Here is a 14,296-nt window from a genome sequence, read left to right on the forward strand (position 1 = left end):
TATATTCGCACTTTATTATCAGCACTTTTCGCATTTATACCGATAGATTAAAAAACCGGTACTTATTGTATTTTAAACGATATGTCCTTTTGTACCTTATCGTTTTTTATCCTATCTTTGCAACCTAAATATTAAAAAAACTAAAATGAAACATCATCCTGTCATTTTATCCATTGCCGGTTCCGATTGTTCGGGAGGTGCAGGTATTCAAGCGGATATAAAAGCAATCTCAGCATTAGGAGGATATGCAGCTTCGGCCATTACCGCAATTACCGTGCAGAATACATTAGGAGTGCACACTGTACAGGCTATGTCTCCCGAAATCGTTCGCGGACAAATAGAAGCTGTTATGGAGGATCTCCAACCTGTTGCGCTAAAAATAGGTATGATAAATGACATTCAGATCGTCCGTGTCATTTCTGACTGTATCCGAAAATATACTCCGCAATATATCGTTTACGATCCTGTGATGGTATCCACCAGTGGACGAAAACTAATGACGGACGAGGCCATAGAAGAAATAAAGAAAGAACTGTTACCACTTGTCACTTTAGCTACTCCAAATCTTGACGAAACAGCCGTACTTATCGGTAACCCCATCCATAACATTCAGGAAATGCAGGAAGCCGCCAAACTACTGACGGAACATTATCATATCAGTATATTAGTAAAAGGCGGACATCTGGGAGGTGATCTAATGTCCGACTTCCTATATACCTCCGAATCTGCTTCCTATATATATAAGGAGAAAAAAATAGAAAGTAATAATCTGCACGGAACAGGATGTACCCTCTCTTCCGCAATTGCCACTTATCTGGCAAAGGGATATCCCTTACACGAATCTATCCGCCACGCCAAAGCCTATATTACCCAAGCCATCCTTGCCGGAAAAGAGTTACACATCGGTCATGGCAACGGTCCGTTATGGCATTTTCCAGACTCCATTGCACAAATGTGTACAATTTGTGCGGTCGTATCATAAAATTCCGTAACTTTGCACCCGCAATTAAAAATCAATTAAATAATAAAAATATGAAAGCATTTGTATTTCCCGGTCAAGGCGCTCAATTCGTAGGAATGGGTAAGGACCTGTATGAAAACTCAGCTTTAGCAAAAGAATTGTTTGAAAAAGCAAATGATATCCTCGGATATCGCATTACAGATATCATGTTCAACGGTACAGACGAAGACCTCCGTCAGACAAAGGTTACTCAACCTGCCGTATTCCTCCACTCTGTCATATCCGCTCTGTGCATGGGCGATGACTTCAAACCGGAAATGACAGCAGGGCACTCACTTGGTGAATTCTCAGCTTTGGTAGCTGCCGGTGCTTTGACTTTCGAAGATGGACTTAAATTGGTTTATGCACGTGCAATGGCTATGCAAAAAGCCTGTGAAGCTACTCCGTCCACTATGGCCGCTATCATCGCACTGCCGGACGAAAAAGTAGAAGAAATCTGCGCATCTGTAAATGCAGAAGGCGAAGTCTGTGTACCTGCCAACTATAATTGTCCGGGACAAATCGTTATCTCCGGGTCTATTCCGGGCATCGAAAAGGCTTGTGAACTGATGAAGGCTGCCGGAGCCAAACGCGCTCTTCCATTGAAAGTAGGTGGTGCTTTTCATTCTCCGTTAATGGATCCTGCTAAAGTCGAATTGGAAGCTGCTATTAAAGCTACGGAAGTTCACACTCCTAAATGTCCGGTATACCAGAATGTAGACGCACTTCCCCACACTGATCCTGCAGAAATCAAAAAGAATCTGGTTGCACAGCTGACTGCTTCTGTACGCTGGACTCAATCAGTTAAAAATATGATAGCTGACGGTGCTACGGATTTCACTGAATGTGGACCGGGTGCAGTACTTCAAGGATTGATTAAGAAAATCGATAGTTCAGTGAGCGCTCACGGTATCGCATAAACAGAAACAACATAATAAGAAAGGCGTGTCGGTTATCACCAACACGCCTTTCTTTATTTTTCGGCTGTATATCCAGTCTTAGTTTCTTGGCAAAGCTTCTTTCACTACCATTGAACGACCTACATATTCTGCACCGTTCAATTGCTTGATAGCGTTGTTAGCTTCTGTATCATCCGGCATTTCGATAAACGCAAAGCCTTTTGATCTTCTAGTTTCACGGTCTGTGATTAACTTTACTGAAGCAACTGTTCCATACTCTTCCATTACATTTCTCAGGTCTGATTCCTTAACATTATAGCTAAGATTTCCAATGTACAAATTCATAAAAATACAAATATAAAAAATTAATAATTCAATAAGAAAGTTTTGGGAAGAGCTAAATTAGAGATGGATATGCTCAAATAAATGAGAAGATTCATGTAAAATAATCAAATCGCAATAAACCTCTTTATTGTTGTTGATGCAAAGGAAAGCATTATTTAGGGATATCGCACTATGTTAGCCCCTTTTTCTTCTCATAAAACATCTTTTTTATGAAAATAGGCCAATACTTAACGTTCAATATCCCTAAAAACAGCCTTATACCTTTATAATTTCACTATCCACAATGAAAATACTTATGTACCAAATCTAACATTTCCTGTGGTTTTCCTTCCAAATCCGCACGTAATGTCTTGTCGCCATAACTGCGAAGCTTACGAATGATACCATCAATCATTGCCGGACTGAATACATTATATTGTTCAAAAATGGCTCTTTGTTGTTGCAGGCAATCGGCAGAAGCCTCACAGCTATCCGGCAGTTGCGCTAATGATTTCAGCTTATCTTCATTCTCTTTCTGATGGATATTCACATTTACATATGTCTTTTGGGCAATCTCCAATGCGTTTCCGATTTCAAACCCATGACGGCAGGCAACAGCCAAGCCTGCCAACAGTTGATATAGATCCGCCGATCCGTCCGGAGAACGCATTTCTACCGTCTGCTTTTGGCTAGTGTCGAAATGGCTTTCAGCTTCTAACGGGTTTGCCAATGTACACATATCTGTTTTTGCAGCCCACCCTAAAGGTACACGCACTAATACAGAACGGTTGCGATCTCCCCAACAAACATTGGTAGGTGCTTCCTGATGAGGAACAAGACGGAAATACGAAGTTGGATTGGTATTCCCGAAAGCAGTGATTGAAGGAGCAAGCAGCATCATTCCTGCAATTGCCTTGCGTGCCGTTTCCGACAAAACGCCATCTGCCAGCATTTGGTTCTTTCCGTCCCTCATTATACGCATATGGATATGTAACCCCGAGCCGGCTTTTCCTGCTGTAATTTTAGGAGCGAATGTTACATTATATCCATACTTATATCCTAAATTGCGGATCACCCATTTGGCTATCATCAATTGGTCTGCCGCCTGTGATACGGGAACAGGCAAGAATTCTATTTCATTTTGTTCATAAATATTGCCATCCAAAGTAAAGTTACCCACTTCGGAATGTCCGTACTTTATTTGCCCGCCTGTCTGTGCGATATAAGACATACATTGGGTGCGGAACTCATTGAATTTCGCATAAGGGCCTGATTCATGATAACCGCGCTGATCGGTCGCTTGAAACATACCCGTATCCGGTGCTATTACATAATATTCAAGTTCGCCCATAGCTTGAAATTCCATTCCGGTGACTTCCGTAAAGGTCTTACTTGCTTTGTACAGGGTATGTTCCGGCGCACTTTCAAGCGGTTCTCCATCTTTATTAAAGAAAGAACAAAGCATGGACAAAGTCGGTATTTCTGCAAACGGATCAACAAATGCTGTGCAAAAACGAGGAATCACGTAAAGGTCACTACTGCCCGCCTCTATAAAAGAGAAAAGACTGGAACCGTCTACCCGTTCTCCACAAGTGAGAATAGCTTCCAGATAAGCTTGATTATTAATAACAAAGTTCAGTGTTTTCAAACGACCGTCTCCCGCCGGATACATAAAATTGACCATGCGGATATCTTTTTCTCGAATAAATGAAATAATATCGGCTTTAGTAAATTCAGAAGTCGGCTTCTGAAAGAATGCCACCAATTGGTTTGCATTCATTGATAATTCTTGATTCATAATCGGTTGTTTTTCGTTGTTATATGATTAAAACGGTTTGCTGAATGCCAAAGATAAGGAAAAATTCACTAAATTCGTGCCGAACTAACGAAAAAGTAACTCATGGAGGTATTTACAAACAGCTGGAATAGTCGGAAATATCAGATTGGCTATGCTCTAAGCGGAGGATTTATTAAAGGATTTGCCCATTTGGGAGTAATGCAGGCTCTTTTGGAGCATGATGTCAAACCGGATATTATCTCCGGAGTAAGTGCCGGAGCACTCGCAGGAGTATTCTACGCGGATGGTAATGAACCTCATAAAGTTCTCGATTATTTCTCCGGACATAAATTTCAGGACTTAACAAAATTGGTTATTCCCAAGAAAGGGCTATTCGACCTTTGTGAGTTTATTGATTTTCTCCGAACAAACTTAAAGGCTAAGAATCTGGAGGATTTACAAATTCCTTTGATTATCACCGCAACCGATCTCGACCACGGACGTATGGTTCATTTCCATCGTGGCACCATAGCGGAGCGGGTAGCCGCTTCCTGCTGTATGCCTGTCATGTTCGCTCCTGTTAACATAGAAGGCACTAATTATGTAGATGGCGGGCTGATGATGAATCTTCCGGTTTCTACTCTTCGCAGGATTTGTGATAAAGTAGTGGCTGTCAATGTAAGTCCTATCATGGCACAAGATTATAAAATGAATATTGTAAGTATCGCTATGCGTTCATTCCATTTTATGTTCCGTGCAAATACTTTTCCCGAAAGAGAAAAATGCGATTTATTGATCGAGCCTTATAATTTATACGGATACAGCAATACGGAACTAGAAAAAGCAGAAGAAATCTTTGAACAAGGATATAGTACTGCCAACGAGGTACTCAACCAATTATTGGAAGAAAAAGAGAATATATGGAGATAATCCATATTTTTCCTCCAAATAACAATAAATATAAAAATCTACTCGATATGAATGACGAAAAGAAAATAATTATCTATCAAGTGTTCACACGCCTGTTTGGAAATAATAACAATCACTGTGTTTACAATGGGGATATCAGTACCAACGGTTGTGGAAAAATGGCGGATTTCACACTGAAAGCACTAGGAGAAATAAAAAAACTAGGTAGCACACATATATGGTATACAGGCATTATCGAACATGCCACACAAACAGATTATCGCCGTTACAACATCGCGCCTGACCACCCTGCCGTTGTGAAAGGTAAAGCCGGATCACCCTATGCTATCAAAGATTATTATGATGTTGACCCCGACTTGGCAAATGATGTGCCGGGACGCATGAAAGAATTTGAGAATCTGGTGAACCGTACTCATCGTGCAGGGCTAAAAGTGATTATAGACTTTGTGCCCAACCACGTAGCCCGTCAATACCATTCGGATGCACAGCCCGACGGAACGACAGAATTGGGAGTCAACGATGATTCAAGTTTGGCTTTCAGTCCGTACAACAATTTTTATTATATTCCTCAGGCCGAGCTTCGCGCTCAGTTTGACATGAAAAACGGCGCTGCAGAGCCTTACCATGAATTTCCGGCCAAAGCGACCGGAAATAATCGTTTTGACGCTACTCCTAATATCAATGACTGGTATGAGACAATTAAACTGAATTACGGAGTGGATTATCAAAACGGTGGTACCTGTCACTTCTCCCCGACTCCGGATACATGGATAAAGATGCTGGATATACTTCTTTTCTGGGCATCAAAAAATATTGATGGCTTCCGTTGCGATATGGCGGAAATGGTCCCCGTAGAGTTTTGGGAATGGGCTATTCCACAAGTGAAAGAAGCTTATCCCGAAATTATTTTTATCGCAGAAGTCTACAATCCGAATGAATACCGCAACTATCTGTTCCGTGGAAAATTTGATTATTTGTATGATAAAGTAGGATTATATGATACTTTAAGAAATGTAGCCTGCGGATATGAATCTGCTACCGCCATTACACATTGCTGGCAAAGTCTGAACGGGATTGAGAAAAGAATGCTTAATTTCCTTGAGAATCATGACGAACAACGCATCGCTTCTGATTTCTTTGCCGGTAATCCGCGTAAAGGCGTCCCGGCACTCATTGTTTCCGCCTGTATGAATACAAATCCCATGATGATTTACTTTGGGCAGGAGTTTGGAGAAATGGGTATGGATAATGAAGGATTCAGCGGAAGAGACGGGCGAACCACCATCTTTGACTACTGGAGTGTAGAGACTATCCGTCGTTGGCGCAACGGAGGTAAGTTTGATGGAAAAATGCTCAACGAAGATCATAAATACCTATATGATATCTATCAGAAGGTACTTACACTTTGTAATGAAGAACCAGCAATCACGCAAGGAGTATTCTTTGATTTGATGTATGCTAACATTAACGGATGGCGTTTCAATGAGCATAAGCAATATACTTTCATGAGAAAATATAAAAATGAACTGTTGTTTTTCGTTATCAATTTCGATAGTCAATTAGTAGACGTTGCAATCAATATTCCTTCACATGCTTTCGATTTCTTGCAAATTCCTCAAATGGAAAGTTTTCAAGCGGTTGACCTGATGACGGGGGCTAAAGAAGAGATCTGTTTGTTACCATATAAACCAACAGAGATTGCAGTGGGAGCTTACAACGGAAAGATTCTAAAAATCACGTATTAGACTATACACTCTCATTTTATGCACATCATTCAAACAAATATTCAAAAAGGCTGTTTTAAGTAGACAATTAATAATCCTCTAAACTCAAAGCTTATGAAAAAATTTAATATTTGGACAGTCGTGTTACTTTTGATAATATCCGTATCCACTTTTGCCAATACTCCTCCCGGTAATATTCAGTCAACTTTCAAGAAAATGTATCCAAAGGCTAATGATATAGCTTGGTCACAAGATGATGGATATTATTGTGCCAATTTTGTAATGAACGGATTCACTAAAAACGTATGGTTTAATACTCAAGGGCAATGGGCTATGACACAGACTGACCTCGTCAGCCTCGACCGTTTATCGCCTGCCGTTTATAATGCTTTCGTATCCGGATCTTACGCAAGCTGGGTGGTAGATAATGTAACGATGGTCGAATTCCCAAAATGGCAAGCCATTATAGTGATTAAAGTAGGCCAGGATAATGTCGACATTAAATATCAGTTATTCTATACTCCACAGGGCGTTTTGTTGAAAACCCGCAACGTGAGTTATTTACATGATATTCTCGGTCCAAGTACATTTTTTCTTAACTAAAAAGAGTGCATAGAGAAAAAAGCCCCCGCAGATGTAATGATTTGCAGGGGCTTCTATTCTGTGTGGAAAGAGTTATTTCTTCTTTCTAAGCACTACAGCAGTACGTGCAGGTATATAGAGTTTTAACCACTCTTTCTTTTCTTTTTTGTACAACGGATCAGCATTTGTAAAATGAACGATAGAATCATCGGTCAAGCCATTTCCTCCAAACGAGACATTATCCGTATTCAGTATAACCTCGTATGCGCCCGGAGTCACCAGAAAACCATAATCGGTGAACGACTGTTTCGGATTAAAATTGAAGACGAATATCAAATCCTTACGACCATATGCCAATACCTGATCACCATCATTATGCCAGATTTCCTGAACAGGTGTTGCCTGGAAGTTTTTTACACTCTTGATTACTTTCAGCATTTCCGCATCAAAGTCTCCCATATAATGATAAGTAAGATCCTTATTATCTACCAAATTCCATTGGCGACGGGCATATTTGCAAGACCATCCATTACCTTCGCGCGGGAAGTCAATCCATTCCGGATGACCGAACTCATTGCCCATAAAGTTTAAATATCCTCCATTGATTGTAGAGGCTGTCAGCAGACGGATCATTTTGTGTAAGGCAATACCCCTATTGACTACATAATTTTCATCCCCTTTCTGCATATGCCAATACATATCAGCATCAATCAAACGGAAAATAATCGTCTTATCTCCCACCAATGCCTGGTCATGACTCTCCGCATACGATATGGTTTTCTCATCCTGGCGACGATTGGTGACTTCCCAGAACATACTAGAAGGTTTCCAGTCCTCATCAATCTTTTCTTTAATCGTCTTAATCCAGTAATCCGGAATATTCATAGCCATGCGATAATCAAATCCGTAACCACCGTCTTCTACTTTCGCAGCCAATCCCGGCATACCGGAAACTTCTTCTGCAATTGTGATAGCTTTCGGATTAACCTGGTGAATCACCTCATTAGCCAACGTCAGATAACAAATCGCATTATCATCTTGATGTCCGTTGAAATAATCTCCATAATTACAGAACGCCTCTCCCAAACCGTGACTATAATATAACATAGACGTTACCCCATCAAAACGGAATCCGTCAAATTTATACTCTTCCAGCCAAAACTTACAGTTAGACAATAGGAAATGAATCACTTCATTCTTACCATAATCAAAACAAAGAGAATCCCAAGCCGGATGTTCGCGACGCCCGCTCGGATAGAAATACTGGTTCGGATCACCAGCAAAATTGCCTAAACCTTCCACCTCATTCTTTACAGCATGAGAATGAACGATATCCATAATTACAGCAATTCCCATCTCATGTGCCGCATCAATCAAGGCTTTCAATTCGTCAGGAGTACCAAAACGGGAAGAAGCAGCAAAGAAACTAGATACATGATAACCGAAACTCCCATAGTATGGATGTTCTTGAATAGCCATGATCTGAATGCAATTGTATCCTTCCTTTGCGATACGCGGAAGTATCTTTTCACGAAATTCATTATAGCTTCCAACTTTCTCTTCCTGTTGTGCCATGCCAATATGGCATTCGTAAATCAACAAAGGATTAGTGGTAGGCTTAAATGCCTTCTTCTTAAATTTATAGGGCTTCTCCGGAGCCCACACTTGCGCACTGAATATTTTTGTCTGTTCATCCTGAACCACCCGTGTAGCCCAAGCTGGAATACGTTCACCTTGACCGCCATCCCAATATATATTCAGTTTGTACAAGTCTCCATGATGAATAGCATCTTCCGGAAGATTGATTTCCCAAATTCCATTCTTCAGTTTCTTCAACTTGTAAGTAGCTTTTTCTTCCCAATTATTGAATGTACCTACCATATAAATATGTGTAGCATTCGGCGCCCATTCACGAAAAGTCCATCCTTTGGCAGTACGATGCAATCCGAAGTAAAGATATCCCGATGCAAAGTCCGAAAGAGTTTGCTTTCCTTTATTAGTTAATTCGGCCTCCTTGTTCAGCACATATTGATGACGGCCTGTGATTGCATCAGCAAAAGGCTCCAGCCATGGGTCATTTTTGATAAGATTAAGTGTCTTTTCCATATCAGAATTGAATTTAGATTATGCTTTTACTTTTACTATTACTTTCTTCACACCCTCCGGAGTAATGCCGGGGGCATGTCCGTCTTGAGGAAAGAAAATAGCAAACATTCCCGGCTTCACAGTGATATAAGTTTCAGCTAATCCTTCAAAAAAAGTAATATCTTTTTCTGCATTATAAGGCGCATCTACCGGAATACAGTCTTTTGCAGCGGTATATCCCATGATTTCCGTTCCTGACAATGGAATCTGAATATCAATAAAATCACGATGTGTCTCCAGCTTGGCTTCTTCCTTAGTTTTAGGCTTGGTTTGTGCTATATTTACCAACAAATCTTTTCCTTTCAACTCCGTCTTACCTATTTCCATAGCCTGAAGATCATGAGATTTTAAAAACTCAATAGCTTGTGCAAACAACGGATTCAAAGACGCATATTTCTCCAGATTTTCTAAAGTATCTACTACCATATCAAGTTCAATTTTAAAGTTTATATTTTAGGTATTATTCAAAATCATCAATAGTGTAATTAATAAAATCGGCAAACCGTTTGAATTGCCGGAACACCTTGTCTATTTGCTCCAACACATCAGATTGAGTAAAGAAACTATCAGAGACATTATAAGAACAGATGTATTCTTTGCACTTCAAATAGTCAATATACTTGAAATCTTTCGGAAAGCCTTTAGGAGCGGTTTTCAAGAAATCCTCCCCTATCACCGGAAAATATTTCTTAAATTCCGGGTCTTCTGCAATAGCAACAAATTCTTCAATATTATCATAAATAGATTGCCGGACAGCTTTTAAGACATTTGAAGGTAGACAGAGACTTCCTCCGGCAAGCATAGAACCATTCGGTTGCAAATGCACATAATATCCGCAATGATTTGATTTCTTGCCTTTCGCATTAATATATCCTCCAAAATGTATTTTATAGGGTGTTTTATCAGCAGAAAAGCGGGTATCCCGGTAAATACGATAAGTACAGTCTTTGGGTTGAATTCCCCGAATCGTTTCGTCAAACAGAGATATACGGGCAATCACTGTTGCCAGAAAGTTATCAAACTCAGCACGAGCCAATTCATATTCCGCTTTATGCTCATTAAACCACTCGCGATTATTATTCGCAGAAAGATCTTTTAAAAACTGAAAGATAACAGGTATGTTCATCTTTATCATTTTCTATTATTACCCTACAAACGTACAAATTTTATTTCATATAAACTACAAAAGGACACAAAAGGAGATAAAAAAAGCATCGGCTTAGTAAACCGATGCTCTAACACATTTATCAAAAAAACAGACTCTTCTGTCTCTGATGTACTTTAGCTTTCACAAGTGGAGTACAATCTCTTTAATTAATCTTATATCTAATACTATGAAAAACACATAAATATAACAGTACAAATGAGATTTTTGTTCAGTACAGACCTGCATATTTCAGTTAATTATAGTTATAAAACCGGTAGAGAAAGATAACTATAAAAAAGGGCTACCCAGACAATGTCTATCGGTAACCCTTCCTAGTTCTTTATATGATAGTCTAATTTACTTCATTGCAGCTTTCACTTGAGGAAGCATTTTCTTAACGTTTGCATTCTCCGGAGATATTTTAGCAGCTTCTTCCAGATAATCTACCGCTTCTTTGAATCTGGCATCAGCTTTCTCTTTTTCCGCAGCATATTTATCCGCATCAGAGTTTGCCAAAGGAGCAGCTTTCTTTAAAATATTAGCTCCATCATTGTAACACAAAACACCCAAACTATACAACGCATTCGTTTTGTATGTCTTATGATTCAAAGGAATTACTTTTTTAAAGTTTTCTTCTGCTTCTTCTGCCTTACCTGCTTTCTGAGCGGCAAGCCCCGCTTTCAAAAAGTGAAGACCATAATTTTTCACCATTACCTTATTGTTAGGATCTACCTTCAAGCCTTCTTCTAATGTAGCCACATATTCGTCAGTTTTCTTCAACGCATCCAAAGCCGCAGCCTTACGAGCGTATGCATTCCCTATATTGAACTTCTTTTGAATTGCTATATCAAAATAAGTAACAGCTTCGGCATATTTCTTTATCTCATCGGCAGCCATACCACAATAATAAGCTGTTGCAGAATCTTGATTATTAGTTTGCTTCAAGTATTCACTAAACTTAGCATACGCTACGGGATAATTTTTAGCATTGAATGCGTCATTTCCTTCTTTTTTAATTTGGTTAGGGTCGGTCTGTGCAAAAATGTTAGTAACAGTAATACAAAATGCAAATAAAAAAATAAATTTCTTCATAACTTTATGTGTTTTTTAGTTGTTTATCGTTCAAAAGTAAACCTTATAATAGAAAAACACAACCCTATTTAAGTTTTTTGAGCTTTTTGAAACCTATATAACGTTCGTTATTCTTCGTAAAAAGGGCATTCCTCTATTTAATTATCCTACCATATATAGAAGACACCCAATATTTGTATTCTATAAATAGCTGATTCATAACCAAAAAGAAAAATACAAATAAAAAATCAGCCAAAAGTTTTTGATATTCCACAAAAAGCACTACCTTTGCATCCGCAAATAAGGATGGTTCCGTAGCTCAGCTGGATAGAGCAACGCCCTTCTAAGGCGTGGGTCTTGCGTTCGAATCGCAACGGAATCACTATTAACATCCGGTAACAGTTAAACGTTATCGGATTTTTCTTTTAAATGACTGATATTAAACATTTTACAGTCCGACCGGTATCTCCAACAAATACCAGACAACAAACAATAATGTCCAGGCAAACAAGATAGCCAGTGAATATCTCCAAGTATATTTAAGCAAAACTCCATACGTAATTCGCTTGTCATATTGCCGCATATAAGTCAATACCAAAGGCATATAAAACAAGAAAGGAGTGATTGCATTGGTCGAGCTATCCCCTATGCGAAAAGCACATTGTACAATGTCCGGAGTAATCCCCATTTGCGCAAACATCGGAATAAATATGAAAGACATAAAAGCCCATTTAGAGGTAGCAGATACCATAATAAGATTGACAGTTGCTGTAAACAGGATAAACAATACCAAAGCAGCCAATGGAGCAGGTTCAAAAGAAGAAAGCAGTTCCGCTCCCATGATGGCAAGGCACTTATCCAGATGTGAATACTCGAAACATGCAAACATCTGTGCTGCAAAAAAAGCAATTACAAAATAAACACCAAGAAGTTTCATGGGTTGCGTTAACCCTTCTATGACGTCATTATCCGTACGATAACGACCGGAGCTGAAGCCGTATGCCATTCCTGTGATACCGGCTCCCAATGAAAGAAGAAACAAAATACCTGCAATAAAAGGTGAATGCATTAAACCACCGTTTACCCCACGTAGAATCCCGTAAGAAGAAAAAGTAAGCCACAAAATAAGAGCCACATAAATAGCTGCCACAACAATAGAGATCATAATAGCACGCCGTTCTTTGCGGGACAGAGGCCGGTAAGCTTCCACCTTTATCCCCCCTTCATAATTCCCTAACTTAGGAATAAGCCATTTCTCAGTCACCCAATAAACAATAGCAGTAATAACCACCGTAGAAGCACTCATAAAGAAATAATTGCAAAGAGGTTCGGTGTTCCCTTGATATCCAGTCTGCGCTAAAGCAGCCTCTTGTGTGGTATGAGCTAATAACGGGTCCATCGTACTTAATACAATATTGGCACTATATCCACACGCAACGGAAACATAAGCCGTTACAATTCCGGCAATCGGATGGAGACCTACCCATTGGAACAACATAGCAGCAATAGGCAACAAAATTATATACCCACCGTCACCAATGGCATTCGATAATAACCCTAGAACAATTACCCAAAGAATAATTCTCTTTTTCTCTTTCCTGTTCCCCACCCCCAAACGGATACACGCATTAATAAACCCGGAATGTTGGGCAACCCCAAGTCCGAACATCGCGATGATTACCATCCCCAAAGGAGCAAATCCTGTAAAATTCTTAATTGCGTTGCGCAACCACCAGCGAATACCTTCCGGACTCAACAGACTTTGCACACGAATGTCTTCACCGGTTTGCGGCAATGTCACCTTTAACCCATAGATATCGCATATCCATGAAAGAAAAACCACTGCCATCGTCAACAGCATAAACATCGTAGCAGGATGGGGCATACGCCATTTTGTCTTCATCGCTTTTCAGGATTTATTCTTCGTCAGCTTTCCTTAGTTATTCATCATCAGGCTCCAGATTATCCAGATCAATAATGCGCAATTCCAATGCACGCACAGCCAACCGGGTAGCATTCACCCCCACCCGCTCTCCATTCGGGAAAAGACGTCCGACAAGGTCATTCTGCCGTTTTTCCAATGATTTCACGCCGAAGGGCATACCTTTCAGATTTGCAATCATCTCCTTCGTATATCCTAATGCCAAATGACGGAGAAAACGCTCGTCATATTCATCAATATCATAACTGATAACCGCCTCCTGACGTTTTGCATCATTAGCGACAGACTTCTTAAAACGGTCTACAATCTTTTCTAGAATCGGATAATTGAACACTAGCTTCTTTCCATCCATTACAGCCTGTACATCCGTTTTAGTAAGCAACTCTCCTGTCTTGAGAATAATTCCGTCGGCACCGGCATTCAGCACATCCACCCATAATTTTTCATTCAAGATCTCACCGGTGAAGATCAGCACACGAACCCCCTTATAACGTTTGAATATATTCCGACAAATATCTACTCCGATAGTGGTAGAGCCCCCCAGACCCAGATCCAGCAAAACCAAATCAGGAAGTTGGGCTTCCATCAAGGGCCAGAATTCATTCTCTGTCATGGCGGTACCGATCACTTCCGCATTCGGTATTTCGTGACGGAATATCTCCTCCGTGCCTTTCAACTCCAATTTTACATCCTCTACAATAATTACTTTAAATTTCTGTTCTTCCATTTCCTTATCTAAAAACTTTTATGTGTTT

At 39.9% G+C, this 14,296-nt stretch carries 13 protein-coding genes and 1 tRNA gene; 6 read left to right on the top strand and 8 right to left on the bottom strand.

From position 1 onward, the window contains the following. Window positions 1–145 precede the first annotated feature (145 nt). A complete protein-coding gene (gene thiD, locus GD630_RS06620) occupies window positions 146–982 on the top strand; it encodes a bifunctional hydroxymethylpyrimidine kinase/phosphomethylpyrimidine kinase (RefSeq protein WP_143868659.1) in 837 nt (278 codons plus the stop codon). A 50-nt stretch (window positions 983–1,032) separates the two neighbouring features. Continuing rightward, a complete protein-coding gene (fabD, locus tag GD630_RS06625) occupies window positions 1,033–1,920 on the top strand; it encodes an ACP S-malonyltransferase (RefSeq protein WP_143868661.1) in 888 nt (295 codons plus the stop codon). Between the two features lie 78 nt (window positions 1,921–1,998). On the opposite strand, the gene GD630_RS06630 is transcribed toward fabD, so the two are convergent. Further along, on the bottom strand, window positions 1,999–2,244 hold the full coding sequence (locus GD630_RS06630) for an RNA recognition motif domain-containing protein (protein ID WP_007755457.1): 246 nt from the start codon (window positions 2,242–2,244) through the stop codon (window positions 1,999–2,001). 274 nt (window positions 2,245–2,518) lie between these two features. Continuing rightward, window positions 2,519–4,021: a glutamine synthetase family protein gene (locus GD630_RS06635; protein ID WP_143868663.1), complete on the bottom strand. Its 1,503-nt coding sequence runs from the start codon at window positions 4,019–4,021 to the stop codon at window positions 2,519–2,521. A 102-nt stretch (window positions 4,022–4,123) separates the two neighbouring features. Here GD630_RS06635 and GD630_RS06640 point away from each other — a divergent pair, with 102 nt between their 5' ends. The 3 genes from GD630_RS06640 (at window position 4,124) to GD630_RS06650 (ending at window position 7,257) form a co-directional block, all read left to right on the top strand. After that, complete coding sequence (locus tag GD630_RS06640) at window positions 4,124–4,930, top strand: patatin-like phospholipase family protein (RefSeq protein ID WP_143868665.1); 807 nt, start codon at window positions 4,124–4,126, stop codon at window positions 4,928–4,930. 47 nt (window positions 4,931–4,977) lie between these two features. Next, complete coding sequence (locus GD630_RS06645; RefSeq protein ID WP_143868667.1) at window positions 4,978–6,675, top strand: alpha-amylase family protein; 1,698 nt, start codon at window positions 4,978–4,980, stop codon at window positions 6,673–6,675. 93 nt (window positions 6,676–6,768) lie between these two features. Then, a complete protein-coding gene (locus GD630_RS06650; RefSeq protein ID WP_143868669.1) occupies window positions 6,769–7,257 on the top strand; it encodes a PepSY-like domain-containing protein in 489 nt (162 codons plus the stop codon). 72 nt (window positions 7,258–7,329) lie between these two features. On the opposite strand, the gene GD630_RS06655 is transcribed toward GD630_RS06650, so the two are convergent. The 4 genes from GD630_RS06655 to GD630_RS06670 all read right to left on the bottom strand — a co-directional run bounded on the left by GD630_RS06655 (window position 7,330) and on the right by GD630_RS06670 (window position 11,620). Beyond that, entirely contained in the window at window positions 7,330–9,342 is a 2,013-nt protein-coding gene (locus tag GD630_RS06655; protein ID WP_143868671.1) for an alpha amylase C-terminal domain-containing protein, read from the bottom strand. Between the two features lie 18 nt (window positions 9,343–9,360). Continuing rightward, entirely contained in the window at window positions 9,361–9,807 is a 447-nt protein-coding gene (locus tag GD630_RS06660; protein ID WP_143868674.1) for a YhcH/YjgK/YiaL family protein, read from the bottom strand. A gap of 34 nt (window positions 9,808–9,841) precedes the next feature. Beyond that, window positions 9,842–10,516: a DUF2461 domain-containing protein gene (locus GD630_RS06665; protein ID WP_182505723.1), complete on the bottom strand. Its 675-nt coding sequence runs from the start codon at window positions 10,514–10,516 to the stop codon at window positions 9,842–9,844. A gap of 369 nt (window positions 10,517–10,885) precedes the next feature. Further along, window positions 10,886–11,620, bottom strand: coding sequence for a hypothetical protein (locus GD630_RS06670; RefSeq protein WP_007760655.1), 735 nt, complete (start codon window positions 11,618–11,620; stop codon window positions 10,886–10,888). A 287-nt stretch (window positions 11,621–11,907) separates the two neighbouring features. On the opposite strand from GD630_RS06670, the gene GD630_RS06675 reads away from it, so the two are divergent. Beyond that, window positions 11,908–11,981: transfer RNA gene (locus GD630_RS06675), tRNA-Arg, on the top strand. Window positions 11,982–12,047: 66 nt separating this feature from the next. Here GD630_RS06675 and GD630_RS06680 read toward each other — a convergent pair. Together GD630_RS06680 and GD630_RS06685 are read right to left on the bottom strand one after the other, a co-directional pair. Continuing rightward, window positions 12,048–13,502, bottom strand: a complete 1,455-nt coding sequence (locus GD630_RS06680; RefSeq protein WP_143868676.1) for an AbgT family transporter — start codon at window positions 13,500–13,502, stop codon at window positions 12,048–12,050. A 37-nt stretch (window positions 13,503–13,539) separates the two neighbouring features. Continuing rightward, window positions 13,540–14,268, bottom strand: a complete 729-nt coding sequence (locus tag GD630_RS06685) for a DUF5932 domain-containing protein (protein ID WP_143868678.1) — start codon at window positions 14,266–14,268, stop codon at window positions 13,540–13,542. Between the last annotated feature and the right edge of the window lie 28 nt (window positions 14,269–14,296).

Origin of the sequence: Bacteroides zhangwenhongii (assembly GCF_009193325.2) — a bacterium.
Lineage (GTDB): Bacteria > Bacteroidota > Bacteroidia > Bacteroidales > Bacteroidaceae > Bacteroides > Bacteroides zhangwenhongii.